Source organism: Sphaerotilus microaerophilus (genome assembly GCF_023734135.1).
GTDB classification, from domain to species: Bacteria; Pseudomonadota; Gammaproteobacteria; order Burkholderiales; family Burkholderiaceae_C; genus Sphaerotilus; species Sphaerotilus microaerophilus.
The window spans coordinates 2,105,207-2,131,739 of record NZ_AP025730.1; the positions used below are offsets into that span (position 1 = coordinate 2,105,207).

The 26,533-nt window shown below is 73.3% G+C and carries 19 protein-coding genes; 9 read left to right on the forward strand and 10 right to left on the reverse strand.

All coding sequences use genetic code 11. The features are described from left to right. Positions 1-19: 19 nt before the first annotated feature. The 3 genes from tssA to NGK70_RS09270 all read right to left on the reverse strand — a co-directional run bounded on the left by tssA (position 20) and on the right by NGK70_RS09270 (position 3,889). Complete coding sequence (gene tssA / locus NGK70_RS09260; protein WP_251972955.1) at positions 20-1,063, reverse strand: type VI secretion system protein TssA; 1,044 nt, start codon at positions 1,061-1,063, stop codon at positions 20-22. A gap of 203 nt (positions 1,064-1,266) precedes the next feature. Continuing rightward, entirely contained in the window at positions 1,267-3,099 is a 1,833-nt protein-coding gene (locus NGK70_RS09265) for a hybrid sensor histidine kinase/response regulator (protein ID WP_251972956.1), read from the reverse strand. 79 nt (positions 3,100-3,178) lie between these two features. Beyond that, complete coding sequence (locus tag NGK70_RS09270; RefSeq protein ID WP_251972957.1) at positions 3,179-3,889, reverse strand: response regulator transcription factor; 711 nt, start codon at positions 3,887-3,889, stop codon at positions 3,179-3,181. Positions 3,890-4,279: 390 nt separating this feature from the next. Between NGK70_RS09270 and NGK70_RS09275 the strand changes: the two genes are divergently transcribed. The 7 genes from NGK70_RS09275 to NGK70_RS09305 all read left to right on the forward strand — a co-directional run bounded on the left by NGK70_RS09275 (position 4,280) and on the right by NGK70_RS09305 (position 15,848). Further along, a complete protein-coding gene (locus NGK70_RS09275; RefSeq protein WP_251972958.1) occupies positions 4,280-5,977 on the forward strand; it encodes an MltA domain-containing protein in 1,698 nt (565 codons plus the stop codon). Positions 5,978-6,157: 180 nt separating this feature from the next. Further along, on the forward strand, positions 6,158-6,730 hold the full coding sequence (gene tssJ / locus NGK70_RS09280) for a type VI secretion system lipoprotein TssJ (protein WP_251973726.1): 573 nt from the start codon (positions 6,158-6,160) through the stop codon (positions 6,728-6,730). 26 nt (positions 6,731-6,756) lie between these two features. Next, positions 6,757-8,097 (forward strand): type VI secretion system baseplate subunit TssK, encoded by a 1,341-nt coding sequence (tssK, locus tag NGK70_RS09285; protein WP_251972959.1) that lies wholly within the window; start codon positions 6,757-6,759, stop codon positions 8,095-8,097. Between the two features lie 30 nt (positions 8,098-8,127). Next, positions 8,128-9,528, forward strand: a complete 1,401-nt coding sequence (locus NGK70_RS09290; RefSeq protein WP_251972960.1) for a DotU family type VI secretion system protein — start codon at positions 8,128-8,130, stop codon at positions 9,526-9,528. Then, positions 9,525-13,169: a type VI secretion system membrane subunit TssM gene (gene tssM / locus NGK70_RS09295; RefSeq protein WP_251972961.1), complete on the forward strand. Its 3,645-nt coding sequence runs from the start codon at positions 9,525-9,527 to the stop codon at positions 13,167-13,169. Before NGK70_RS09290 ends, tssM begins: the two co-directional genes overlap by 4 nt. Positions 13,170-13,180: 11 nt before the next feature. Then, positions 13,181-13,936: a type VI secretion system-associated protein TagF gene (tagF, locus tag NGK70_RS09300; RefSeq protein WP_251972962.1), complete on the forward strand. Its 756-nt coding sequence runs from the start codon at positions 13,181-13,183 to the stop codon at positions 13,934-13,936. Between the two features lie 34 nt (positions 13,937-13,970). Then, positions 13,971-15,848 carry a serine/threonine protein kinase gene (locus NGK70_RS09305; RefSeq protein ID WP_251972963.1) on the forward strand — a complete coding sequence of 626 codons (1,878 nt, stop codon included), beginning with the start codon at positions 13,971-13,973 and terminating at the stop codon, positions 15,846-15,848. Between the two features lie 19 nt (positions 15,849-15,867). Here NGK70_RS09305 and NGK70_RS09310 read toward each other — a convergent pair whose 3' ends face one another. Genes NGK70_RS09310 through tagH form a run of 3 tightly spaced genes read right to left on the reverse strand, consistent with a single transcriptional unit; the run spans position 15,868 to position 19,315 of the window. Next, positions 15,868-16,470: an OmpA family protein gene (locus NGK70_RS09310; RefSeq protein WP_251972964.1), complete on the reverse strand. Its 603-nt coding sequence runs from the start codon at positions 16,468-16,470 to the stop codon at positions 15,868-15,870. A gap of 6 nt (positions 16,471-16,476) precedes the next feature. Continuing rightward, the gene (locus NGK70_RS09315) at positions 16,477-17,277 is read right to left on the reverse strand and encodes a PP2C family protein-serine/threonine phosphatase (RefSeq protein ID WP_251972965.1); all 801 of its coding nucleotides are present in this window, start codon (positions 17,275-17,277) and stop codon (positions 16,477-16,479) included. A gap of 7 nt (positions 17,278-17,284) precedes the next feature. Further along, the gene (gene tagH, locus NGK70_RS09320; protein WP_251972966.1) at positions 17,285-19,315 is read right to left on the reverse strand and encodes a type VI secretion system-associated FHA domain protein TagH; all 2,031 of its coding nucleotides are present in this window, start codon (positions 19,313-19,315) and stop codon (positions 17,285-17,287) included. A 311-nt stretch (positions 19,316-19,626) separates the two neighbouring features. Between tagH and NGK70_RS26455 the strand changes: the two genes are divergently transcribed. Further along, entirely contained in the window at positions 19,627-20,571 is a 945-nt protein-coding gene (locus NGK70_RS26455) for a LysM peptidoglycan-binding domain-containing protein (RefSeq protein WP_310742591.1), read from the forward strand. A gap of 29 nt (positions 20,572-20,600) precedes the next feature. Here the strand turns inward: NGK70_RS26455 and NGK70_RS09335 are convergent, their stop codons facing one another. From NGK70_RS09335 to NGK70_RS09345, 3 genes are all read right to left on the reverse strand, one after another. Beyond that, positions 20,601-21,152, reverse strand: a complete 552-nt coding sequence (locus NGK70_RS09335) for a tetratricopeptide repeat protein (protein WP_251972968.1) — start codon at positions 21,150-21,152, stop codon at positions 20,601-20,603. Between the two features lie 11 nt (positions 21,153-21,163). Beyond that, positions 21,164-22,375 carry a polysaccharide deacetylase family protein gene (locus NGK70_RS09340; protein WP_251972969.1) on the reverse strand — a complete coding sequence of 404 codons (1,212 nt, stop codon included), beginning with the start codon at positions 22,373-22,375 and terminating at the stop codon, positions 21,164-21,166. An 86-nt stretch (positions 22,376-22,461) separates the two neighbouring features. After that, positions 22,462-24,306 carry a protein kinase domain-containing protein gene (locus NGK70_RS09345; RefSeq protein ID WP_251972970.1) on the reverse strand — a complete coding sequence of 615 codons (1,845 nt, stop codon included), beginning with the start codon at positions 24,304-24,306 and terminating at the stop codon, positions 22,462-22,464. A 217-nt stretch (positions 24,307-24,523) separates the two neighbouring features. Between NGK70_RS09345 and acuI the strand changes: the two genes are divergently transcribed. Next, on the forward strand, positions 24,524-25,507 hold the full coding sequence (acuI, locus tag NGK70_RS09350) for an acrylyl-CoA reductase (NADPH) (protein WP_251972971.1): 984 nt from the start codon (positions 24,524-24,526) through the stop codon (positions 25,505-25,507). 56 nt (positions 25,508-25,563) lie between these two features. Here the strand turns inward: acuI and ybiB are convergent, their stop codons facing one another. Then, positions 25,564-26,493: a DNA-binding protein YbiB gene (gene ybiB, locus NGK70_RS09355; protein ID WP_251972972.1), complete on the reverse strand. Its 930-nt coding sequence runs from the start codon at positions 26,491-26,493 to the stop codon at positions 25,564-25,566. Positions 26,494-26,533 lie beyond the last annotated feature (40 nt).

Here is a 26,533-nt window from a genome sequence, read left to right on the forward strand (position 1 = left end):
GGAGTGACAGGCGGACGGGTCAATCGCCGGTGACGCCGGCCAGCCGGCGCACCTCCGCCTCGGCCTCCGGGGTGAGGTCCTGGATGATCTCGATGAAGCTCTTGCTCATCAGCCGCTGGGCGCGGCGGATCAGCAGCGGCGCCGGGTGGCTGGGTTCGTTCGTCTCGATCCAACTGCACACGCGCCCCAAGGCGTCGATGGCGTCCTGGCGGCTGCCGATGGCACCCGGTTGCGCCGCCGCAGCCCGAGGCAGCCGGGCCTCGGCGGGGCCGGTCGCATTGCCCGCGCCCTGGTCCTCGGCCGCGCCGGGCTGGGCCCCTGCGGCATCGGTGGCATCGTCGGGCGCGGCCTTGGCCAGCACGCGCAGCAGTTGCACCAGTGGCGCCAGGTCGGGGCCCTGGGCGCCGCCAGCGCGCTCGTCGATCAGCGCCACGATGGCGCGGGCGGTTTCCCAGCCGCGGCGCAGCGTGTCGCTCAACGCCGGTGCCGCGGCGATCGCATCGCGCAGCGCCTCGCGCACGCCGGTCTCGGTGGGCGGGGACTCGCCTTCGGTCGGCGTGGCATGCCCCAGGGCGAGTTCGACGTCGCGCACCCGCAGCGCCGCGCCACGCCCGCTGGTCAGTGCGGCGGCGCGCAGGTCGGCCATGAACTCGGCGTAGTGCACCAGGGGCGCCAGGGCGTTGAGCCGCTCGGTGGGGTCGTTGCCGTCGTCGGCGTCGAGCTGCGGGTGCAGGCTGTCCCAGAACCGGTCCAGCAGGCCGTGCACCAGTGCCAGGCCCTGGACCGCACCCGCCAGCCCGCCGCGGCGCGCGCCGCAGCGTGCCAGCCACACGGCGGGGCGCAGGTCGCGGCTGCGCGCCAGCAGCGCCAGGGCGTGCTGCTGCACCGCGCTCCAGTCCGGTCCCTCGCCCTCGATCAGCGTGGCACCGTACTCCTGCTCCGCGCGCGCGCGGCCCGCCTCGTTCATCGCGATGAAGGCGCTGTCGTACTCCAGGTTGGGTCCGCTGGGGGCATCGCCTTCCAGGGGGGACAACAGGGCTTCCAGATCGAAGTCCGACGACATGAACGGTGGCCTCGCACAGCAGATGATGAATCCAATGTAGCGAGCGGCCCTGCCGGCGGCAGTAGCCGAAAGTCACTGCCGGCGTGGCCCTGGGCAGTTGCCGCGACGGCTCCCTCTTCCTTTGCGGGAGAGGGCTGGGGAGAGGGCTGGGGAGAGGGCTGGGGAGAGGGGGTGAGCCGTGACTGCTGACGGTGGCGCGCCGTTCAGCGCACGATGCTGCGCAGCACACCGAACAGCTTGCTGGGCTGCAGCGGCTTGAACAGGACCATGTTGCCGCTGGCCGAGGCGCGCCGGATCTCGGCCGGGCTGGTGTCGCCGGTGACGATCATGGCCGGTACGCGCCGCCCGCAGGCCTGCCGCACGGCGGCCACGGCGTCGAGGCCGTCCTCGCCGTCGAGCAGGTGCAGGTCCGAGATCACCAGGTCGAGCTGGCCGTCCAGCACCTGCGCCACCGACCGTGCGGCCGCGATGTCCGCGGCGGCGTGCGCGTCGAACCCCCAGGAGCGCAGCAGCGTGGCCAGGCCGTCGCGGATGTCGGCCTCGTCGTCGATCACCAGGATGGTGCCGGCCTGCAGCACCGGGGCCGGGATGGTGTCGGCCGCCGCGGTGGCATCGGCCACGTCGGGGGCGCTGCCGATCGGGATGCCGACGCGGAACATGGTGCCCCGCCCCGGGCGCGAGGCCACCTCCAGCGTGAGGCCCAGCAGGACCGCCAGGCGCTTGACGATGGCCAGCCCCATGCCCAGGCCCTGGGCGGCGTCGCGCCCGGCGTGCCCGGCGCGGTAGAACTCATCGAAGATGTGCGGCAGGTCGGCCGCCGAGATGCCGCAGCCGCTGTCCCACACCTCCACGTGGATGTGGCTGCGCGTCGTGCGCGCCAGCACCACCACGCCCCCCTCGCGGGTGTAGCGCAGCGCGTTCTGGATCAGGTTGGCCAAGATGCGCTCCAGCAGCTGCGGGTCGCTGGTGACCGTCTTGCCACCCGGGGAGAAGCGCAGCCCGAGGCCATGCTCCTCGGCCAGCCCGGCGAAGTGCATGTGCAGGCGCCGGAACAGGTCGCGCAGCGGGAAGCGCTGCAGGTTGGGGCAGACGGTGCCGGCGTCCAGGCGCGAGATGTCCAGCAGCGCGGTGAACGAGCGGTCCAGCGTCTCGACCGAGCGCATCATGCTGTGCGTGAGCGGCTCGTCGGGCGTGCCCTGCAGTCGGCCCTCCAGCGTGGCGACGAACAGGCCGAGCGCGTGCATCGGCTGGCGCAGGTCGTGGCTGGCCGCGGCCACGAAGCGCAGCTTGTCGTGGTCGGCGCGGATGGCCGCGTCGCGCTCTTCGGTGAGGTGGCGGACGCGGTCGCCCACCTCGATCAGGCGCTGCCCCATGCGCTGCCAATGCGATCCATGGCGCCACAGCAGGGCGGCCACGGCCAGCGCGGCGATCAGCAGCAGGGCCGCCATGCCGTGGCCCAGCGGCTGGCCGGTGAGCCACCAGGCCAGCGTCGGGGAGGCCAGCCCGGCGAGGCTCCACCCGGCGGCCCGCGGCGCCATCGGCAGCGTGGCGGCTGCGGTCACGGCCACGGTCACGTGCAGCAGCGTGGCCACGGCCAGCCGCTCGCTGCCGGCCACCCCGTCCAGCCACGAGGTGACACCGAGCCAGACCAGGTTGGCGCCCACCAGCGTCTCCAGCGTGCGCTGCCAGCGGCGCCGGTCCTGCCAGCGTGCCGACCAGGCCGGCCGGCGATGCCGGTAGGCCCACAGCGCGGCCCACCAGGCGGCCAGCAGGGCAATGCCGATGAGCAGCAGCAGGCCGTCCAGCGCTGCGGCCTCGGTGCGCACGCCACCGAAGGGGAAGGTCCAAAGGCCGTTGAGCCCGCCCATCAGCAGGGCGGCCGTGTGCAGCCCCGCCAGCGGCAGCGCCGCGCGAAAGAAGTAGCCCGTCCCGGCGTCCCTGCTGCGCCGCGCCGCGCTGCGGCGCTCGGGCTGCCGCGCCGCGCCGCGCATGGCGGCCTCGGACGGTTCCGGGACGATCTGCAGCCGCGTCGTCACGGCCTGCTGGGGTGTCTCGGAGGCAGGCGGGGGGGCGTTAGCAGGGGTTGGCTGCGCTGCCGCGGCGGTCACAGGGGACTCAGCGGAACAGGCTGATCAGGTGCGAGCGCGAACGCACGTCCAATGCCAGCAGCAGTGAGGACACGTAGTTCTTCACCGTGCCGAGCGACAGCTGGGTGGCGCTGCTGATCTCCTGGTTGGTGCAGCCCGACAAGACCAGCTCCAGGATCTCCAGGTGCCGCGCACCGAGTTCGGCCACGCGGTCATACATGGCCGATGAGGGGAAGCGTGGGAACAGGGCCGAACTGGGCATGCCACCGGGCGCAGGGGCGGGGGTGCCGGCCGGCCGCAGCAGGTTCAGCAGGGCGGTGCGCAGCGATGCCGCGTCGCCCCCCTTGCCGACATAGGCCACCGCGCCGAGCGCGCGGGCCTGGCGCACGACGAACTCGTCCTGCGTGCCGCTGAAGATCGCCACACGGGCATCAGGCTGGCTCTGCAGGAACTGACGCAGGCCCTGCAGGCCCTTGCAATCGCTCAGGTTGAGGTCCAGCAGCACGGCGTCAATGCCCTGCTCGCGCTGGTGGACCTGGATCGCTTCCTGCAGCGTCGAGGCTTCGAGCCACTCGATGTCCAGATCGTCGATGCGGCTGTACATCGACTTGACACCGCAGCGTACCAACTCATGGTCGTCAACGAGGAGTACGCGTGCTCGGCGCCCGGCGGCCTGGGGCGGCCCGTCGAAGGGCCGTGTCACTCGCGTGACCTCGGGTGCGCTGGCGATCATTTCCATAAGGCTGTTCCTCCGTGCCTCCCATGGATCGTGGCCCGAAACATCTGGCACCACCCTCCATGGTCTGATTTGAAAACACTGGCAAGACCTGCTATTGACCTGCGTTGTCTCCTTGCGGCGCAGAGTGTCGTCTTTTGTGACTTTAGTCACGCTCCGTTGGGCCGTCGACATTACCTTGGTCAGCGGCAGGGATCTGTTGCGCTGCGTAAGGTCCGCGCTGCCATGACTGAACAGTGTCTAGCCTCGCTTGTACCCCGTTGGTCACCCATAAGGGGGGTGTGCGGCCTGATCGGGGTCACCCTGATGCTGGTGGGGACGGCCTGTTCCACGGGGGGAACCGTGTCGCGGCCGGTGTCGCCCGCTGCGGCCAGCCCGGCCGACACGGACCGGATGGCGCCCGCCGGGACCGTCGAGGGGGCCCGCGGCGGCGTGTCGCCCGTGCCGCCCGGGGCCGCGGCCAGCGGGCCCACGGAGCCCGATCGAGACCGCGAGGCCTTGCCGGCGGGCAGCCGCGCGGACCCGGTGCCCGGGGCCGAGTTGCGCACGCGCACGGCCCGGCTGCGGGTGGCCCGCTTCGAGGACCTGCCGGGCTGGTCGGACGACGATCCCGCCGCGGGTTGGGACGCCTTCCAGCGCTCCTGCAAGGTACTGGCCCGGCGTGCGCACTGGGCCGCACCCTGCGCCCAGGCGCTGGCACAGCGTGAGCGCAGCAGCGAGGCACTGCGGGCCTTCTTCGAGCGATCCTTCACGGCGCTGCAGTTGCTGCACCCCGATGCCTCGGCCGAAGGGGCCGTCACCGGCTACTTCGAGCCCCTGCTGGCCGGCGCGCTTCAGCCGCAGGGGGGCTTCCGCGTGCCGGTCTACGGCGTGCCGCGCGACCTGCTGCTGCTCGACCGGCGTGAGCTGGCGCCAACGCAGCGCAGCGGGGTCATCGACGTGCGGCAGGAGGGGCGCGAGCTGCGTCCACTGGCGCGCGCCGAGCCCGGCAGCCTGCGGCTGGACCTCGACAGCGTGGCCGGCGAGCCGCACGACCGCCGCCTGCGCCTGCGCCGGGAAGGCGACCGGGCGGTGCCCTACTTCAGCCGGGCCGAGCTGACCAGCCGCGGCGAGGTCGATGCCCCGGTCATTGCCTGGGTGGATGACCCACTGGCGCTGTACGCGATGCAGATCCAGGGCTCCGGGCGCATCCGGCTCACCGACGGCCGGGTGCTGCGCCTGTTCTATGGTGAGCAGAACGGCCACCCCTTCCGCCCGCTGCGGGTAAAGCCGCGCGATGTGGCGCCCGCCTTGCGCACGCGCGGCCTGGGCCTCGCCGCCGGTGAGCCGGCTGGTGAGGAGCCGCAGACCTTTGAACTCGAAGGGGACATGCCGCCCGAACCGGCGCCGCCCACGCGCGGCCTGCAGCGCCCCGCAGCGAAGCCGGAGCCCCGGCGTGGCGCGGCGGCCGATGGCCAGGAGGCCACCCGGGCGGTGATCGAACAGCTCCTGCCGGCGCAGGACGGCGCAGCCGCGCCGGCGCGCGCCCGGGCCCGCCCGCCCGCCCGGCCCGCGGCGGCCCGTCCGGCTCCTTCAGCCCCTTCAGTCACTTCAGCCGCCCCGGCAGCGCCTGCCACAGCCCCCACGAAGGCCGCCCGCCCGGGAGTGGCCGAGGCCCTGGCCCGCGACCCCAGCTATGTGTTCTTCCGCATCGCCGAGGATCAGGCACCCGACCCCGGGCCGGTCGGGGCGCTGGGTGTGGCACTGACGGCCGGCCGTTCGGTGGCGGTCGATCCCCGCAGCGCACCGCTGGGCTACCCGCTGTTCCTCACGGCCGAATCCGACCGGGCTGGCGGTGGGGGCATGCGCAAGCTGGTGTTTGCACAGGACACCGGCGGTGCGATCCGCGGCGCGGTACGCATCGACCACTTCTGGGGCTTCGGCCGTGAGGCCGGGCGGCAGGCGGCGCGGACCAACCACCGCGGCCGGGTCTGGCTGCTGGTGCCCAGGGCCGAAGCGCGCGAGTGGTTCACCAGGGCGCGGCCGGCGATGCGCGGCAGCGCGGCCCTGCCGGTGTGCCTGGTGGCCGATGCCGAACACTGCTTTGAATGAGTGGTGCGCTGTGTGGACGGGGGGCGCCGCTGCGTTACCTAAGTCACCCTGGGCGGCCGCAGCGAGTGACTAAGCTGATTGCAGGCCGTGCGGTGCCTGCATGAGCGGGCCACCTCGGCGGCCCCACAAGGTCACCACCACAGGCAGCCACCAGAGGCGGCCACCAGAGGCAGCGTGAAGATGCTCCCCACCGTTGTTGGATTTCCCTCCGCCCCGCCACAGCCAAGCGGCGCCTTCGGCGGCGATGTCGGCGCTGATGCGGCGCGCCGCGGGCTGCTCCTTCCCATGGCCGCACTGGGGCTGTGGGCCCTGGCCGGCTGTGCCAGCCGCGGCTCCGGCGTGGTCGATGCAGTCATCGGCCAGAAGCTCACCCGCCTGGGTGGCGTGGTGCAGGCTTCCACCGACGTGAATCCGGACCTGCGCCGCCGGCCCTCGCCGATCCTGCTGCGGTTGTACGAGCTCAAGGCCGCGGCGGTGTTTTCGAACCTCGACTTCATGTCGCTGTTCCAGCGCGACCAGGCCGAGCTGGGCGCCGATGTCGTCGCCCGCGAGGAGTTCATCCTCCAGCCCGGCGAGAGCCGCAAGCTCGATCGCACCGTCGATGCCCAGGCGCGCTTCGTGGGCGTCTTCGCTGCCTATCGCGATCTGGACCGGGCGCGCTGGCGGGCGCTGGCGCCGCTCAAGGTGGGGGCCAGCCAGACCTGGGAGATCAAGGCGGACGCGCTGGGCGTGTCGATCAACCCGGCGCGCTGAGCGCCCAGCAGGAACCGGGGCGACCCATGAGCGTTTACGACAAGGTCGTGTGGTCGCAGGGCATGTTCCTGCAGCCGCAGCATTTCCAGCAGGAAACCCGCCACCTGGAGCAGCTGGTCGAGGCCCGGGCGCAGGCGCTGCGGGCCCACGGCTGGGGCCATGCCGAGCTGGTGATCGACGAGGCGCTGCTGGCCCAGGGCCGCGTGGGCCTGACCCGCGCGCGCGGCGTGCTGCCCGATGGCACGCCCTTCTCTGTGCCCGACCAGCTGCCGTTGCCCGCGCCGCTGGACGTCGGCGACGACTTGAAGGACGAGGTGGTCTTCCTGGCCGCGCCGCTGCAGCGGGTGGGGGCGACGGACTTCGATTTCGGTGCCGAGGTGGCGCCCGGCCCCTGCCGCTATGCGGTGCAGGAGGATGCGGTGCGAGACCTGACCGATGCGACGGAGGACCCGGTGCCGATCCAGACCGGGCGCCTGCGCCTGCGCCTGGTGCGCCGGCGTGACCTCAACGATGGCGAGGCCGCGCTGGGCGTGGTGCGGGTGCTGGAGCGCCGTGCCGACCGGCAGCTGGTGCTGGAGCGGGGCTACATCGCGCCACAGCTGCGCATCGACGCCAGCCGCCAGCTTTCCGATCAGGCCGGCAAGCTGGTTGCGGCGATGGACGCCTATGCGCGGGCCCTGACGGCGCGCATGGGCGACGCCCGCCAGGGCGTGTCGGAGATCGCCGACTTCCTGATGCTGATGCTGCTCAACCGCCACCAGCCGGTGCTGCGCCAGTTTGCGCTGGGCCCCCACGTGCACCCAGAGACGCTGCACCTGGCCTGCCTGTACCTGGCCGGTGAGCTGAGCAGCTTCGGCAGCGATGCCGGTGCGCGCCTGCCCCAGGCCTTCCCACCTTACCGGCATGACGACCTGCAGGGCTGCTTTGCGCCCCTGCTGCAGTTCATCGCGGTGCAGCTGGCGCAGGTGCCGGTGCCGCGTGCGACGATCATCGAGCTGACCGACCGCCAGCACGGCTTCCGGACCGCCGTGGTGCGTGACACGGAGCTGCTGCAGCAGGCCAGCTACGTGCTGGCGGTGCAGGCCCAGCTGCCCGCCGAACAGCTCTGCCAGCGTTTCCTGGCCCAGGCCAAGGTTGGCCCGGTGGAGCGCATCCGCGAGATCGTCAGCCTGGCGCTGCCCGGCATGGGCCTGCGCAACCTGCCGGTGGCGCCGCGGCAGCTGCCCTACCACGCCGGCTACCACTACTTCGAGGTGGACCGCAGCGGCGAGCTGTGGAAGCAGTTCGAGCGCAGCGGCAACCTGGCGCTGCACGTGGCGGGCGATTTCCCCGGCCTGGAACTGCAGCTCTGGGCCATCCGGCCCTGATGCACTGCGACGAGCTGAGGAGGCTTGCCCATGTCCGTTCCTGGTCCCAGCAACCCCATCGACCCCAACGATCCCTTCGCCCTGCCCGACAGCGGCGCGACCATCATCCGCCCGAACCCGGGCGGGCGGCCCGCGCCAGCGCGTCCTGCGATGGCCGGCCTGGGCAGTGCAGGGCTGCCGGACGTGGCCTGGCCCGACCAGGCCCTCAACCCGCTGCTCGCGCTGGCCAATCGGCTGCTGCTGGCGGTGCCGCAGATCCGCTCGACCCGCCACGTGGCCGACCCGGCGGCGCTGAAGCACAGCCTGGCGCAGGCGCTGCGCGACTTCGCCTCCGCCACGGCCGCGCAGGGCATCACGCCGCAGACGGCGATGGCGGCCCGCTACGTGCTGTGCACCCTGATCGACGAGGCGGCCGGCGACACGCCCTGGGGTGGCTCGGGCGTGTGGGCCCAGCACAGCCTGCTGGTGCTCTTCCACAACGAGGCCTGGGGCGGCGAGAAGCTCTTCCAGCTCATGGCCAAGCTGGCGGCCCAGCCCGAGCAGCACCTCGACCTGCTGGAGCTGATCTACGTGGCGCTGGCGCTGGGCTTCGAGGGGCGCTTTCGCGCCGTCGAGAACGGCCGCGCCCAGCTGGACGCGGTGCGCGACAAGCTCGGTCGCATCCTGCGCCAGGCCCGCGGCGACTACCCGCAGGGGCTGGCGCAGCACTGGCAGGGCACGCCCGCGGCGCGGCGGCGCCTGCCCGGCTGGCTGCCCTGGGGGGTGAGTGCGGCGCTGGCCTGCCTGCTGCTGAGCCTGTCCTACATGGGCTTCAGCTACGCGCTGGGCGAGCGCTCCGACCCGGTGTTCGGCCAGATCCAGGGCCTGCGCCTGCCCGCCCCGGTGGCGGCGGTGGCACAGCCGGCGGCCGAACCGCGGCTGGCGCAGTTCCTGCGGCCGGAGATCGCCGCGGCGCAGGTGGCGGTGCGTGACGAGGTGGACCGCAGCGTGGTCATCCTGCGTGGCGACGGCCTGTTCGATGCCGGTAGTGCCCAGCTGCAGCCGGCCCGCGAGGCGCTGCTCGGGCGCATTGCCGAGGCGCTCACGCAGGTGCGCGGGGCGGTCCTGGTGACCGGCCACACCGACAGCCAGCCGATCCGTTCGGCACGCTTTCCCTCCAATTGGCACCTGTCCGAGGAGCGCGCCCGCACGGTGCGCGACCTGCTGGTGGCGCGCCGCGTCGATGCCGCGCGTGTGCGAGCCGAGGGCCGTGCCGACGGCGAGCCGGTCGTGGCCAACGACACGCCGGGCAACCGGGCGCTGAACCGCCGGGTGGAAGTGACGCTGTTCGTCGGCCGCGAGCCGGGCCAGGCGGCGGCCGTGCCCAGGCCGACGGCGCCGGCCGCCTCGCAGGCGGCCCCCTCGGCCCAATCGGGCGGGAGTGCATCATGATCCGCAAGCTCCTGGGCTGGATCTTCAGTCGCTGGACTCTGGCGGTGCTCGGCCTGCTGGCACTGAGCCTGGTGATCGCGTGGATCGGGCCGGCGGTGGCGGTGGGCACGGCGCGCCCCTTCGAGCGCGCCACGGTGCGCTGGACCTGCATCGGCCTGCTGTGGCTGCTGGTGCTGGGCGGCCTGCTCTGGCAGCACTGGCGTGCCGGGCGGCGCAACCAGGCGGTGGTGGATCAACTGCTCGCGGCGCCCGCCGCCGGGGCGGCCACACCGGCGGAAAGCGCTGACCTGGCCGCCGTGCGCCAGCGCTTCGAAAAGGCGATGCTCACCCTGCGGCGGGCGCGCTTTGAAGGCCCGGCGGTGGGCGGCAGCGGGGCCGCTGCGGTCGGCAAGAAGGGCTGGCCTGCCTGGCGCGACCGCCTCGCGGGGCGCTTCGGCCAGCTGGGCGGGCGCTACCTCTACGAGCTGCCCTGGTACCTGATCATCGGTGCGCCCGGCTCGGGCAAGACCACCGCGCTGCGCAACGCCGGCCTCCACTTCCCGCTCGGCGATGCGCTCGGCCAGGAGCGCGTGCGGGGCGTGGGCGGCACGCGCGACTGCGACTGGTGGTTCACCAGCCAGGCGGTGCTGATCGACACCGCCGGGCGCTTCACCACCCAGGACAGCGATGCCGCGCGCGACCGCGACACCTGGAGCGGCTTCCTCGGCCTGCTCGGCCGGGCGCGAGCGCGCCAGCCGGTCAACGGCGTGCTGGTCACCGTGTCGGCGCAGGACCTGCTGGCGCGCAGCCTGGCCGAGCGCGAGGAGCAGGCCACCCGGGTGCGCCAGCGCCTGCACGAGCTGCACGAGCAGCTGGGCATCCGCTTCCCGATCTACCTGCTGGTGACCAAGACGGACCTGCTGCCCGGCTTCACCGACTACTTCGCCACGCTGGACAAGGACAGCCGTGCCACCCCCTGGGGCGTGACCTTCCGCCTCGGCCCCGATGGCGAAACCGCCGCCGGCAGCCTGGACGGCCTGCCGGGCGAGCTGCAGGCGCTCACGCAGCGGCTGCAGGCCGGGCTGATCGACCGCCTGCAGGCCGAGCCGGATGCGCCGCGCCGCCAGCGCATGTACGGCTTCCCGCTGCAGTTCAGCGCCCTGCAGGAGCTGCTGCTGCCCTACGTGCGCCAGGTCTTCGCGCCGTCGCCGTTCGAGGCCCAGCCCTTCCTGCGCGGCGTCTACTTCGTCAGCGGCACCCAGGAGGGCTCGCCGATCGACCGGCTGCTGGGCAGCATCGCGCGCAGCTGGCAGCTCGACCGGGCGGTGTTGCCGCCGCTGCAGTCCAGCGGGCGCAGCTATTTCCTGGAGCGCCTGCTTGGCGAGGTGGTGTTCGCCGAGGCCGGTCTGGCCGGTACCCAGCGGCGCTGGGAGCGCCGCCGCAACCTGCTGCTGGGCGTCGGCTATGCGCTGCTGGCGCTGCTGAGCGTCGGCGCGCTGGCGGCCTGGACGGTGAGCTGGTCCAACAACCGCCGCTACGTGGACGAGGTGCGTGCGCGCGTCGAGCAGGTGCGCCAGCTGGTGCAGACCACGCCCAACCGGGCCACGCCCGATCTGCTGCCCCTGCTGCCGGCGCTGGCCGCCACGCGCGAGCTGGCCCAGGCCGGGCGCAGCGAGGGCGAGGTGCCGCCGGGCCTGGGCTTCGGCCTGTTCCAGGGACCCAAGCTGGATGCGGCCTCGCGCACCGTCTATGAGCGCATGCTGGTGGACGCGGTGCTGCCGCGGCTGGCGCTGCGCATCGAGGAGCAGCTGCGCCAGCGTGCCGATGCGCCCGAGTTGCAGTACGAGTCGCTCAAAGCCTATCTGATGCTGCACGATCCGCAGCACTTCGACGCCAAGGCGCTGGGCGAGTTGGTGCGTGCCGACTGGGAGGCCGCGCTGCCCCGCTCCGTGGGCACGGCCGAGCGCGAGCAGCTGCGCCAGCACCTGGCGGCGCTGCTGGCGCTGGGTCCGGCGGTGTCGCCGCTGCCGCAGGACCAGGCGATGGTCAACGAGACGCGGGCCCGGTTGGTGGCGTTGCCGCTGCCGCAGCGGGTCTACAACCGGCTGCGCCAGCAGGGCGTGGGCGCCAACGCGCCGGACTTCGTCATTGCCAAGGCCGGCGGAACCGCGGCCAGCCTGGTGTTCGTGCGCCGCAGCGGCGAGCCTCTGGCCAAGGGTGTGGCCGGCCTGTTCACCCGTGCCGGCCACCAGGAGGTGAGCGCCCGGCTCGATGCCGTGGCGCGCGAGCTGGCCGAGGAACAGGGCTGGGTGCTGGGCATCGCGGCGCCCGCAGCGGCGGCGGCCGACGTGCGGCAGATCGCCGACAACGCCCGGCGCCTCTACCTGAACGAGTACGCCAGCACCTGGGAGGCCTTCATCGCCGATGTGCGCCTGCGCCCGGCGCAGGGCATGTCGGACCTGGTGCAGCTGACCCGCGTGCTCTCAGGCCCTGACAACCCGATGGGCACGCTGCTCAAGGCGGTGGTGCGCGAGACCACGCTGGCTGAGCCCGACGACCCCGGCAGCCGCAAGGCGGCGCTGACGGACAAGGTGCGCGAGGTCACCCAGGCGGTGAAGGAGGGCATTGCCAGCGTGGCGGGCGACCAGGCGGTGCCAGGCGCGCTGCAGGGCCAGCCGCCGCTGGAGAAGACGCTGGTCGACGACCGCTTCGCCCTGCTGCGCCGCTACGTGCAGGCGCCCCCAGGCGGCGGCAAGGCGCCGATGGACGAGAGCATCGCCCTGCTCGCCGAGGCGCAGCTGTACATGGCGGCAGCAGATCTGGCGCTGCGCGGCGGGGGGCAGCCACCGCCGTCCGATGTGCCGCTGCGGTTGAAGAACGAAGGGGGAAGGGCTACCGCTCCGGCATCCGGGCTGCTCAACGAATTGGCCGCCCGCAGTGCCAACCTCTTTGGTGAGTTGCTGCGCGAGCAGCTCTCGCGCGAGGTCCGCTCGGCGGTGGGGGACTTCTGCACCCAGGCGGTGGCGGGGCGCTACCCGCTCAACCCGCGCGCCAGCGCGGACGTGCGGCCGGCCGACTTCGGCGAGCTGTTCGGCCCCGGCGGGCGCATGGACCGGGTCTTCCAGGAAAAACTGGCGGCCCAGGTGGACACGAGCGCGCGTCCGGTCTGGCGTTTCCGCAACAAGGACCTGGGCGAGGACGCCGGCACGCTGCGGCAGTTCCAGCGCGCCCAGGTGATCCGCGAGACCTTCTTTGCCGCCGGGGGCAACCTGCCGGCAATGCGGCTGGAGTTCAAGCCGGTGGAGATGGATGCGCGCATCACCCAGTTCGTGCTGGACGTCGACGGCCAGGTGGTGCGCTATGCCCACGGCCCGCAGATCCCCGCGGCCGTGCAGTGGCCCGGCCCGCGGGGCAGCAACCAGATCCGGCTGCAGCTGAGCCCGCCCGGGCCGAGCGGCAACGGCATCGGCATCGATGGCCCCTGGGCGCTGCATCGCCTGTTCGACCGCATGCAGGTCGAGGCCGGGCGCGGCAGCGAGCGCTTGCGGGTGACCTTCGACCTCGATGGCCGCAAGGCGGTCTTCGAGGTCACCGCCAGCAGCGTGCGCAACCCGCTGCGCCTGCGCGAGCTGGCCGAATTCGGTTGCCCGCAGGGGCTGTGAGAGCCGCCACGATGTCCGCCTTGCCCATGTTGATCGACGCCCCCGGCTGGTACGGCAAGCTCGGCGCGCTGGGGGATTTCGCCACACGCCGTCTGCCCGAGGCGCACGTGCAGGCCTGTGACCGCTGGCTGGCGACCGTGATGGACGGCAGCCACGCCGTCCTGGGCGAGCGCTGGCTGCAGGCCTACCTCCAGGCGCCGCTGTGGCGCTACGCCTGGGCGCCGGGGGTGGCGGGCGCGGCGGACGAAGGGCTTTGGTGGTTTGGCGTGCTGATGCCCAGCTGCGATGCCGTGGGCCGCTACTTCCCGCTGCTGCTGGCGCAGTCACGGCGCCAGCCACCGCAGGACCGCATCGCGCTGGACCACCTCGAGCTGTGGTGGCAGCAGCTGGGACAGGCGGCACTGTTGACGCTGGCTGAGGGCGCCACCGTGGAGGACTTCGAGGCCGCGCTGGCGGACCTTGCTCCCTGGCCGACGGCCCGCTCGGGGGCCTCCGCTGCCTGGGCCGGCCTGTCGTTGCAGCGTGCGCCGCAGGCTTCGCCATGGGTCCCGGGCGCATCGGTGTCGGCGCAGCGGCTGCAGTGGCCCGCCCGCACCGGCCTGGGCGACGGCCTGGCTGCCATGGCGGCGCAGGCGCTGCAGGCGCAGCTGGAGGGCTGCAGCGTCTGGTGGCCCCAGACACCGGCCGGAACGGCCTCGCCCGTCACCGTGCTGCGGGGCCTGCCGGACGGCCGGGCCTTTGCCGAGCTGATGGCGCCGGCGGCCTGATCGGCCCTTGATCCGCCATCGGCGCCGCGACCCCATGACCATGCCGGATGACGACCGCACGCGGATGCCGCCCGCCGGGGCGACCCGGTCGGCCGCCACCACGCTGACCACCGCGCTGCCGCCGGCGGCGCTGCCACCGGGCACGGCGCTGGCCGAGTTCGTCATCGAGGGCACGATCGGCGAGGGCGGCTTCGGGATCGTCTACCGGGCCCACGACACGCAGCTGCAGCGCACCGTGGCGGTCAAGGAGTACATGCCCGCTTCGCTGGCGATGCGCGCGGGCGACGGCCAGATCACGCTGCGCAGCGAGCGCCACCGCGAGACCTTCGAGCTGGGGCTGCGCAGCTTCATCAACGAGGCGCGGCTGCTCGCCGCCTTCGACCACCCGGCGCTGCTCAAGGTCTACCGCTTCTGGGAAGACCATGGCACGGCCTACATGGTGATGCCCTGTTACGAGGGCATCACGCTCAAGGACTGGTTGAAGGAGCGCAGAGCCGCTACCGGCCAGCCCCCGGACGAGGCCTGGTGGCGCGAGCGGCTGCCGCCGCTGCTGGACGCGCTGGCGCTGATGCACGGCCAGCACTGCTACCACCGCGACGTCGCGCCCGACAACATCATGCTGGTGGGGGAGGCGCTGCAGCCGCTGCTGCTGGATTTCGGCGCCGCGCGCCGCGTCATCGGCGACGCCACGCAGGCGCTCACCGTCATCCTCAAGCCGGGCTATGCGCCGGTGGAGCAGTACGCCGAAGTCGCCTCGATGAAGCAGGGTCCGTGGACCGATGTCTACGCCCTGTGCGCGGTGCTGTACTGCGCGCTGACCGGCGCGCCGCCACCGCCCGCGGTGGGGCGCATGGTCCGCGACGAGTGCGTGCCGGTGCGCGTGGCCTGCGCGGGCCGCTACAGCGAGGACTTCCTGGCCACCATCGACGCCGGCCTGGCTGTGCGGCCCGAGGACCGCCCGCAGGACATGGCCGCGCTGGCGCAGCGGCTCGGATTGGTGCCGCAGCGCGGGCAGCCGGTGCGGGCCGCCGCTGCGCCGCCCCCGGGCGCTGTCGGCGTATCGGCAGCGACGGCCGGTGCGGCAACCTCCGCGTTGCCTTCCACCGCCACCGCCGCCCCAGCAGTCCGTCGCGGCGGGCGGTGGGTGGTCGGTGCCGTGGCTGCGACCCTGGTGCTGCTCGCCGCCGGGTGGGTCCTGCTGGGCCGCCGACCGGCGCCGCCGGACGCCTCGGTGGCCGGAGCAACGGCAGCCACACCGGCAGCGTCGGCCATCGCCCCCGGCCTGGGGGGCGCCGCGGCGGCGGCGTCATCGCCGGGCACTGCCGTCGGCTCCGCCGTGGCTGTGCCCCCCCTCCCGCCACCGCCGGCACGTGGGCCGTTCAGCCCGGTCGCGGCGCTGGAGGAGGTCTTGCGCACGGCCGATGCGGCCATCCAGGTCGATGCCCGGGCGGACCAGGAGCGTCTCGTGATCGACCGCGACCGCCTGCAGTTCCGCCTGCGCGGCAACGTCACCGGTCACGTTTACGTGCTCTTCGTCGGCACCGACGGGCGAGCGTTGCAGATGCTGTTCCCGAATGCGATCGACGCCGACAACCGCCTGGCCGCCGGGCAGGAGCTGGTGCTGCCGCGGCCGAAGTGGCGCATCACCGCGGGTGGTGCGCCAGGCACCGACCACGTGCTGGTGCTGCTGTCACCGCAGCCGCGCCGCTTCGAGGCCGCCGGGGCCCGGCGTGATGCCCGCGAGGCGCTCACCGGGTTCGACCTCGCGTTGGCGCGGCGGGCCTGGGCTGCCCCGGCGGGCCCCCGCAGCGCTTTCGCGGGGGAGGCGGCCTGTCCGACCGGTGCGGACTGCGACCCGCGCTACGGCGCCGTGCTGCTGCGCATCGACGAGGTGGCGGCGCCGGGTCGCTGAGCGCCGCTGCGGGAGGGGCTCAGGGCATGCGCGTGATGATCGTGACGCGGCGGTTTTCTGGCGCGGCCACCACCGCCTTGTTCAATGGCTCGGCGTCGCCCTTGCCCACCGGGGCCAGCCGGGCAGCGTCGATGCCGTGCGTGCGCACCAGGTAGTCGCGCACGCTTTCGGCCCGTCCCTGCGACAGCGACAGGTTGTTCTCGGTGCTGCCGCGCCGGTCGGCGTGGCCTTCCAGCTCAAACTGGTAGGACTGCAGCTTGTCGCTCTTGAGTGCGGCGGCCACCACGTCCAGCTGCTGCTGGGCGGCCGGTGTCAGCTCGGTGGAGTTGGTCTGGAAGGTGATCAGCAGCGAGGCACTCGGCCGCCGGACCGCAGCCGGCTTGCTGGACTCGCGGTCCACGCGCAGGCTGCGTGTCTTCACCTGCGGAGGCGGGGTCAGCACCTCGATCAGCTTTTTTGAGTTGACGTCGCCGCCGCGCAGCACTGTGGTGTCGGCGGCCCCCTCCTGGGCGTGGACGGCGCCAGGCAGGAGCCCGGCAGCGAGGACCAGCGCGGTGGCCACCAAGCTGCGGTTCAGCGTGTTGACGGGGGGGGAGTGAAGGGGAGCGCGGGGCATCGACATGGGGCGTCACCTCGACAGGGGCGATGGGAAGGGCGGGCGCGTCACGTCGCCGGGCTGGCCGATCCACACCGCGATGGCGCTGTGGTTGTCCTGCCGAGCCGGGGCGTGGGCGGTGATGTGTTCGAGCAGGGCCGCCAGCCAGGCCTGCGCCGTCAGGCTGCGGGCCAGCGTGTCCTCCAGCACCCGCGCGTCCAGCGGGTCCCACCAGCCATCGCTGCACAGCAGGTAGGCGTCGCCCTCCTCGATGTGGTCGTGGTGGCTGTGCGGCTGTACCTGCTCGGCCATGCCCAGCGCGGCGACGAGCTGGTTCTTGTTCGGGTGGGTGCGGGCCTGCACCGGGCTGAGCCAGCCGGCGCGCACCATCTGCTGGACGACGCTGTCGTCCTCGCTGACGTGGTCGAGCCGGCCGTGGCGCAGCCGGTACAGGCGCGAATCGCCCACGTGCGACCAGACTGCTTCGCGCGTTTCGCGGTCGATCCACAGTGCCACCACGGTGGCGTGCATGCGCCGGCTGGCGTGCTGGTCGCTCTGGAGCTGGCGCAGTTCGTCGTGCGCGGCGCAGATCGCCTCTGCCAGCACCGTGGCGTCCGGGCTGGCGCCGCTCTGGGCGTGCTCGGCCAGCCGGGCGTCGAGGTGGTCGACGACGCGGCGCGAGGCCTCCTCGCCGCGCTGGTGCCCGCCTGCGCCGTCGGAGACGATGAAGTGGCACACCGGGCCGATTTGGGCCACGCGCAGCGCATCCTCGTTGCGGCTGCGCTGGCCGGTCTCGCTGCGGTAGGCCAGCGTGAGCGGGAGCAGGTCGGGCAACGCAACCTCAGCCACGGTGGATGGCATGGCGGGCGTCGCCAGCGGAAGCAGGCCCCTCAGGCCCCTCGGGCGCCGCAGGGGTGGCACGCTGGCGGGCGTGCTGCTGTTCGTGCAGGCGGTCGAGCTGCTGCTCGTAGGCGGCCACGAAGGCCTTGCCGAACAGGGCGTGGAAGTCCTCCTGGGCTTCCTGCCGGATCGTCTCGTAGTGCTGCAGGTAAAGCTCCCAGAGCCGCGCGCGCCGGTTCATCGGCAGCAGCGTGTCCAGCACCGAGGAGCCCACCAGCTTGCCCTCCAGCACCGAGGGCTGGAAGCGTTGCAGCACGCCTTCGAGCGCCGCGCGCATGCCGGCCATGGTGCCGATGGTGTGGCCGACGAGGTCGTGCATCGCATCGTTGACCGCGGCCGGCCCGGCCATGAAGCCGCGCAGCGGCGGCTGCAGCAGCTGTTCCAGCGCGCCCTGGGCATCGGGCGAGAACTTCAGCGGGTTGTTGTTGCGCGACTGGATCATCGTCACGTCGGCCCGCAGCTCGTGCTTGGTGGCGGCGCGGATCGCCATCAGCTGCACGACGCCGTCGATCGAGGCGCGCAGCAGGCTGCCGATCACGCGCATCAGCTCGGGGTTGAGCCCCTGCGGCAGCTCAATGCGCACGCCGGCGCTCTCGCAGAAGGCGCGCCAGAGGGCGTCGTCGTCGGCCGCGCTGGCGCTGGGGGGCGGGGTGGCTGCGCCCGTTCCGGCAGTGACCACGGGTGGCGCTGACACCGGCTCGGACCAACGCAGGGGCTCGGCCGGCGCGGCGGGCATGGGGGGGCGCACGGGCGCCGGTGTGGTTGCCGTTGCTGTTGCGCTTGCTCCTGCTGTTGGGATGGGGGCTGGTCGTGCACGCGGCGCAAGGGAGGCCGCTGGCGTGGGTTCAGCCGGAGCGATTGGTGTGGGGGCTGACTGTTGCAGTGGCGGCAACGGTGGCTCGATCGCCGCAGGTGCCGTTCGCACCGCCGGCAGTTCCAGCGCCGCCTGGGTGGCGGGGACATGGTCGGGCCATGCCGGCAGGGAGCCGGCATCGGCTGCAGGCGTGGCCGAGTGCTCCGGGCGCTGCGCCGCTGTGGCCTCGCTCGGGCTGAGCGGTTGGCGCAGGAAGGCGTCGATGTCCGAGCCGGCCGTGCCGGGGGAGCCGAACAGGGCGTCGATCGACTGCTCGGGCATCGCACCCAGCGCAGCAAAGGGGTCGGCCGCCGCCGCGTCGCCGGCCGTGGGCCGTGAGGGTGCGCCGGCCGGCCTCGCCGCGGCGGCAGGAGGGGGTGGCGCGCGCAGCCAGTCGTCGAACGGGTCCGGGCCAACCGCAGGCGGGGGCGTGGTCGCCGCCGATGCTGCACCCACCCGGGCTGGCAGGGGCTCGTTGAGCACGGCGAAGGGGTCGACGGTGGATGTTGGCGGCGTTCCACCGCCTGTGGCTGGGGTGGCGCTGTTGCGGGGGGCAGGACTGGCCACCGCTGGGCCGAACAGGGCCAGGAAGGGGTCGTCTGCGGCGCCGCCGGTGGCGCCCGGTGCGCCTGCCGCAGGGGGAGTGAAGGCTGCCGTGGGTGTGGCCGGGGGCAAGGGGGGCAGCGGCGCGGGGGGGGCGTCGCGGGTGGCTGCCGGTGCGAACGGGTCGGCCACCCCCGCCGCGGGCCGGCTCACCGAGGCCCGGCCGCGCGTGATGGTGCGTACCGCCTCGCCTGGCATCGCGTCATCGCTCACTTCCAGCAGGAAGCCGCCGATGCGCACCAGGTCGCGGTGCCGCACCGGCGCGGACTCGCCCTGTGCCAGGGTGCGCCCGGCCACGGTCACGGCGTTGGCGGCGCTGAGGTTGGTGATGCGCCAGCCGGCCCCCTCGGCCTGGATGCTGGCGTGCTGGCGCGAGATGTGGCGCTCCGGGTCGGGCAGCGTCAGCGTGTTGTGGTCACCGCGGCCGATCGTGCCGCCCGACGCATCGAAATGCGCCACCACCGGCTGGGTGAGCGGCTGATCGTTCAGGGACAGGGCACTGAGGGTCAGGGTCATGGGGCAACGCCTCGCCGGCCCCTGGCGGGGTACCAGGGCACCAGGGGACCGGCGCATCGTCTTCCACGGGCTGCCCCTGGGCAATGTCCGAAAGTCACTCGCCCGCGCGAGGGGGGCGGCGCAATATCATGGTTGCCCGGCGGCTGCCCCTTCACGTCATGCCCGACTTCGTCAAACCCCTTGCCCTGTCCTCGTGCGGCGACGTTGCGTGCCTCGCCGTTGGGCGCACCCCGTCCCGCCTGTCACGGGCATGGCCCCCGGTCCTGTGGGCGGCGGTGATGATCGCCGTGCTGCTGTGTGCAGGCTGCTCCATGGGACGAAAACGCGGCGACACGACCCACGCCACGCCCTCCGCGCCAAGCTCGGCCGCCGAGCCGGAGCGCGGTGGCGCCGACCCCGCGCCCACGACGAAGGAGCCGGCCGGTGCCGCGCCTGCGGCGGTGGCGCTGCCCGCGGCCGAGGTGAGCAAGCTCGTCAGCAGTGCCGAGGCCGCCCTGCAGGACGGACAGGAAGATCGTGCCCGTGCCGACCTGCAGCGCGCCCTGGCGGCCGACCCGGGTCACAAGCTGGGGCAGTTGCTGATGCAGCAGATCACCGACGATCCGGTGGTGCGCCTCGGCAAGGAGTCGTCGCCCTACACGCTGCGGCCGAACGATTCGCTGTCCAAGCTGGCCAGGACCTGTCTGGGCGACGTGCACCTGTTCTACATCCTGGCCCGCTACAACGACATCAAGGTGCCCAGCCGGGTGGCCGAAGGCCAGGTGGTGCGCATCCCGGCGCGCTGCGCGACGGTGGTGCGAACAACCGAGCGCCACCCGTCGGCGCCTCCAACGCCGGCGCCTGCCCCGACCCCACCTGCGCCAGCCCCAGCCCCGGTGCCTGCCCCGGTGCCTCCCGCTCCACCCCCACCTGCGACGCCTGCACCCCCGGCACCCCCGCCGGTGGTGAGCGAGGCGGAGCGGGCCTTCGCGGCGGGTTCAGCAGCGCGCCGGGCGGGCCAACTGGACGCGGCGCTGGTGCAGTTCCAGAAGGCGGAGGCCGCCGGCCACCCCAAGGCGGCGGCCCAGGTGGCCGAGGTGCGCAAGGCGCTGGTGGAGCGCCACAGCCGCGACGCCCGGGCGGCCGTGGCGCAGCAGAAGCTCGATGCGGCGCTGCGCCACTGGGACCGCGTGCTGGAGCTTGATCCGGGCAACGACACCGCGCGCGTCGAGCGGCAGCGGGTGGAGAAACTGAAGGCCAAGGCTGAAAGGCTCTGACCCGGGACCTCGCTCCCTGATCCCGGTGGCTACGGGCCACCGCGTGGTGCGGACGGCGGCATCGTGGCGGGTGAGGGCGGTGTCGACGGGTTGGGACGCCGCTGGCGCTGCAGGTCGATGCGGCGCAGCGCCTGCAGCGCCTCGGCGTGGCCGGGGTCCAGCGCCATCAGCTTCACGAGGTGGTGCTCCGCGCTGTCGAGGTCGTTGCGCTTCAGCGCGGCGCTGGCGCGCTGCCAGTGATCGGAGGCGGCCTCGGCCATGCGACCGGCCAGCCGGTGGTGCTCGCGGCGGGCCGCCTCGTCCCCGGGCGGGAGCAGGGCGAGTGCGTCCCACAGCCGCAGCGCCTGCGGCCAGTCGCCGCTGTCTTCGAGCCGCCGGGCGCGCTCGCGCTGGCGGATGCGCCAGGCGGTGTCGGCATCCATGGGCACTGCAGCGGGTCCGGTCGCCGATGGCCGTGGCGCCGCGGGGCTGCCACTGGCCGAGGGGCGCTGGCCCGCGCAGCCGAGCAGCACCACGCCGGCCACACCGAGCAGGCCGGGCGCCAGCCACCGGGGAAGGTGATGCCGGGCACGGTGCGACATGATCACTGGGCTCAGGAGCGGGCGGGGGGCAGTGGGCGCTGGGCCTGCAGCCGGGCCTTGAAGGCCTCCAGGTCATGGCTGCCGAAGATCATGGTGCGGCGCAGCATGAGCGGATGGGCCTGGAAGGGATTGCCGCCGGGGTTCACCGTCAGCCCCAGCTCGTAGCGCTGGCGGCGCAGCGCCTCGCGCGCGGCCTCGTTGCCATCGCCGAAGGGGTAGGCGAAGTGCTGCACCGCGGCGGCGGCCGGGTCGGCCGGGGCCGCCTCCATCCTTGCCGTCGGCGCTGCAGGCGTTGGTGCCGGTGCCTGTGTCGATCCCGGGACCGTGCGCGATGACCGCGTGGCCGTCCTGCTGCGCGAGGGCGCCGCCGTGCCGGCCGTCGCGCCGGCCAGTTCACGCTGGATGGCGTCGCGGGGTGCGCGCACCTCCTCGTCGATGCGCTGGCGGTAGGTCGGCTCCGCTTCGTCGGCGTGACGCTGCGTCAGGTTGGCATGGGAGCGCGAGTGGGCCTGGAAGTCGATCAGGCCGGTGGCGGCCATCTCGCGCGCCTGCGCCCAGCTGAGGGCATCGCCACCGGCGCCGACGAAGTCGGTGTAGAGGAAGAGGGTGGCGGGAAAGCCGAGGCGCCGCAGCACCGGGAAGGCATGTCGGTAGACCGACTCATAGCCGTCGTCGAAGGTCACCACCACGCTGCGCGGCGGCAGGGCCCGCGCTGCATTCAGGAAGCCGCTGACCTGGGCCAGCGGCAGCACCGTGTAGCCGTTGCCGGCCAGCCATTCCATCTGCTGCGCAAAACGCTCTGGTGGTACGCCCATGCGGCCCAGGCCGGTGCCGATGCGGTGATAGCACAGGATGGTCACGGTCTGCTGCTGCTCGCCCTGCAGACCGGTCGGGTTGACCGGGCGCAGCGGCAGCATCACCGGCTCTCTGCCAGGCGGAAGCGGGGCCGTGGGGGCGGGTGCGGGCGTGGCCGGATCGGTGGCATTGAGTGCGGCCACTTCCCAGGCCCGGCTGGCGTCGTTCAGCCAGTGGCGGGCCAGGTTGGCCCAGGTGGCGCCAGGACCGGGGCGCACCAGCAGCACCTGCTCGCTGCGGGCCAGCAGCAGGCCCTCCGGGCCCGCCGCTGCCTCGGTGCGAGGCGCCGGCGCGGTGTTGGGGGCCGGTGGGCCGGGGATGGGCGGCGGCGTGCTGCCGCAGCCAGCCAGCAGCACAGCGGTGGCCAAAGCTGCTCTGGCAGCAGCAACCCCGGCTGCGGCCACCCTGGCTGAAACCCGGGCGGGCCACCGCCAAGCTGCGGGCTGCCGCGGGGTCATGACGGCTCGCTCGTCGCTTCGCTGCGCCGGGGCAGCGGCTCGGTGGGGGGGCTGTCCGGTGGCGGGGCATCGCCCGTGCCGGGCAGCGGCTCTTCATCGGTGCCATAGCGCGCCTGCAGGCTGGCGGCCATCGCATCGAAGGCCTCGTAGGCGAGGCCGAACTCGTCGTTGCGCTTCTCGCCGATGCGATGGTCGAGCCGCCCCTGCGCCAGCTCGGACATCGCGTCGCCGAGCTGCTTGATCGGCCGGGCGAACCAGTTGGCAACGAAGTACATCGCCACCGCCACGGCGGCCACGGTCACCAGCACCAGCGCCAGCATCAGCATCTGGCTGAGCTGCGCCACGCGCACCAGTGGCTTTTCCGCCAGGCCAAGCACCACCCGCCCGACCGCCTTGCCCTGGAAGGTGATGGGCGCCTCGAACTGGAGCACGTCCTCCTCGTTGGCCAGGCGGTGGCGGGCCACGTTCACGCCACCGGCCAGGGCGGCCAGCCGGCTGGCCGAAGGCGCCTTGTACGGCTGGCCGACGAGGGCCACGTCGCCGGCGGCACGCACCACGCCACCGCGGTCGATGACGGTGAGGGACTGGAAGTCGCCCGACTTCATCACCTCCTGGACCGTCACCTCCACCGGCACCCATTCCTCTTCCAGGGCGGAGACGGCGTTCTGCGCGGCGATGAAGCGCGCCAGCGAGGCGCCGTAGTCCATCACCTGCTCCGTCAGCGCGGCGTTCTGGCGCTGCGAGATCAGCGTGGCGCTGGCGGCCATCACCGCCGCGACGATCAGCGCCATCATGCCGGCCCACTTCACGCGCAGCGGCACGATGCGCGCGCGCGCCTTCTCGCGCGCCTCCTCGTCCAGGTCGCGCAGCACCTTCAGCACCGCGTCGGCCAGCTCCTTGCCGCTCTGGAAGCGCTTGGCCGGCTGCTTGGCCAGGCAGCGTTCGACGATGCGCCGCACCGTGGGCGGCAGGTCGGGGCGCTGCTTGTTCAGCGCAGGCGGCTCCTCGCGGGCGATCTTCACCGCCAGCGCGACGATGCTGTCGCTCTCGAACGGGCGCTGGCCGGTCAGCATCTGGTAGAGCACGATGCCCACGGAGAACAGGTCCGAGCGCCCGTCCACCGCGCTGCCCAGGGTCTGCTCGGGCGACATGTACTGCGGTGTGCCCAGCACATCGCCCACGCGGGTCTGCTCGCCGCCAGCGCCGCCCGCGCCCGAGACGTGGGCGATGCCGAAGTCCGTCACCTTGATGGTGTGGCCGTCCTTGAGCCGCACGATGTTGGCGGGCTTGATGTCGCGGTGCACGATGCCCCGGGCGTGCGCGTAGTCCAGCGCGCGCGCGAGCTGCAGCGTGATCTCCATCGCCTCCTTCAGTGGCAGCGGCTGGCGCGACTCCATCAGGTCGTTGAGCGGCTCACCGTCGAGCAGCTCCATGGCCATGTAGGGCCGGCCCTCGATCTCGCCGACGTCGTGCACCGTCACGATGTTGGGGTGCGACAGCCCGCCGGCCGCACGGGCCTCACGCAGGAAGCGGGTGCGGTACTGCTCGTCCTCGCACAGCGCGGCGTGCAGGAACTTGATCGCGATGATGCGGTCGATGTCAGGGTCGTGGGCCTTGAACACCGTGGCCATGCCACCGCGGCCGAGCAGGTCGATGATCTGGTAGCGCCCCACCTGCCGCACCGGCGCGCCGTTGGCGATCGAGCCGGTGGGCAGCGTCTGGCTCACCCGCGGGGGCAGCGGCGTGGCGGGCACAACCACCGTGGCGTCCGGGTCGTCGGGCCGGTCGGGATCGGGGGCGGGCGTGGAGGCGGGGTGGAGGGTGTCGGAGGGCAGCGACATGCTCGGCTTTCGTAACAGCCCATACTGACTCGCCGGCCAGGGCGGCTCCATAGCCAAAAGTCACCCGCTGCGGCCGCCGGGCGCGGCGCGGCGTGCAGGGTGCACGGGCATCGCCGACGGGTGGTTGGCCTGGCCGTGCTCGCCGCCAGCCTGCTAGGCTCCTGCCGTTGTCCGCATCCTGAATCCCCCGATCCTCGAACCCTGGAGACCGCCCACCATGTTCCGCGCCATCCTGCTGGAAAAGAACGACCAGGGCTTTGCCGCCCGCCTCACCGAGCTGGACGAGTCCCGCCTGCCTGCGGGCGACGTGCTGGTGGCCATCGAGGCCTCCACACTGAACTTCAAGGACGCACTGGCGCTCACCAACAAGAGCCCGGTGGTGCGGTCCTGGCCGATGGTGCCGGGCATCGACGGCGCCGGCACCGTGCTGGAGAGCAGCCACCCCGACTGGCAGGTGGGCGACCGCGTCGTGCACAACGGCTGGGGCGTGGGCGAGACCCACTGGGGCTGCCTGGCCGAGCGCGCCCGGCTCAAGGGCGGCTGGCTGGTGCGGCGGCCCGAGGCCTTCTCGGCAAAGCAGGCCATGGCCATCGGCACTGCGGGCTACACCGCGATGCTCTGCGTGATGGCGCTGGAGGACCACGGCGTGGCGCCCGAGTCGGGCGAGGTGCTGGTCACTGGCGCCACCGGCGGGGTGGGCAGCGTGGCGATCGCGCTGCTGCACCGGCTGGGCTACACCGTGGTGGCGGCCACCGGCAAGGCGGCCGAGGCGGACTACCTGCGCGCGCTCGGTGCCGCGCAGGTGATCGACCGGGCCGAGCTCACCGCCCCCGGCAAGCCGCTGCAGAAGGAGCGCTGGGCCGGCGTGGTCGACACGCTGGGCAGCACCGCCTTGGCCAACGCCATCGCACAGACCCGCTACGGCGGTTGCGTGGCGGCCTGCGGCCTGGCGGCCGGCATGGACCTGCCGGCCTCGGTGGCGCCCTTCATCCTGCGCGGCGTCACCCTGGCCGGCGTGGACAGCGTGATGGCGCCGCGCGCGAAGCGCGAGCGCGCCTGGGCTCGGCTGGCGCGCGACCTCGACCCCGCGCTGCTGGCGCAGATGACGGACGAGATCGCGCTGGGGGAGGCGGTGTTCGCACGCGCCGCGGCCATCATGGCGGGGCAGTTCCGCGGCCGCACGGTGGTCTCCCTCGCCTGAGCGAGGCTCGGCCGGGCCCCGGGATCACGGGATCACGGGATCACGGGATGGGGGCGTCAGCCGCGCACGCTCATGGCCTGCTGGGCCCCGACCAGGCAGTGCACCTGCGTGGCGATGGGGGCCGGCACCGGCAGTGCGCCGGCCAGAATGGCCTCGATGTGCCGCGCCGTGGTGTGGGCGTCGATGCCGTCCGGCAGCGGCGGCAGGGCCAGCAGCGAACCGGTCTCGGGCTCGTGCGAGAACTGCGGTTGCGGCTCCCCGCTCAGGTAGACGTCAAAGCGCGGCTGGCGCCGGCAATCGGCCACGGGCTCGCCCTCGGTGCCGCGCATCAGCATGGCATCGCTGCCCAGCAGGCGCAGGTAGTCCGCCAGGCTGCGGGCGTACTCGGGGTGGGTGTAGTTGACCACCTGCAGCGCGCCGGGGATCGCCGGCAGCAGCTTGGCAATGGTGTGCCCCGGGTTGCGCAGGCCCAGCACGTTGCGCAGGGCGAGCAGCTGCGCCAGCGGGCGGTTGAGCAGCTCCAGCGCCATGAAGGCCGGCTGCTCGGCGGCCCAGCGGGCCTGCAGGCTGGCGGCGTCGGTTGCCGGCGGCAGCCCCAGCGCCTCGAAGATCTCCGCGCTGGTCACGCGCCCCGCATCGTGCAGCGGGCCGTGCACCAGCACCGGCAGGCCGGCGCGGGCCAGCAGCAGTGCCAGCAGCGGGGTGTAGTTGGGCAGCTTGCGCGCCCCGTTGTAGCTGGGCAGCAGCACCGCCGGGGTGGCGCTGGCCAGCGCCAGGCTGTGGGCCTGTGCTGCCTCGACGAAGCCAGCCAGCTCCTGGGGCGTCTCGCCCTTGATGCGCATGGCCAGCGCGAAGGCGCCCAGCTCCAGGTCACTGACCCGGCCGGACAGGATGCGCTGCATCAGGTCGCGCGCCTGGAGGCGATCCAGCGCCCGGGCGCCCTCCCGGCCGCGGCCGATGATCTTGAGGTAAGGGGCGATCGTCATCGCGACATTCTGCCCCGCAGCCTCTCCCCCGGACGCCCAG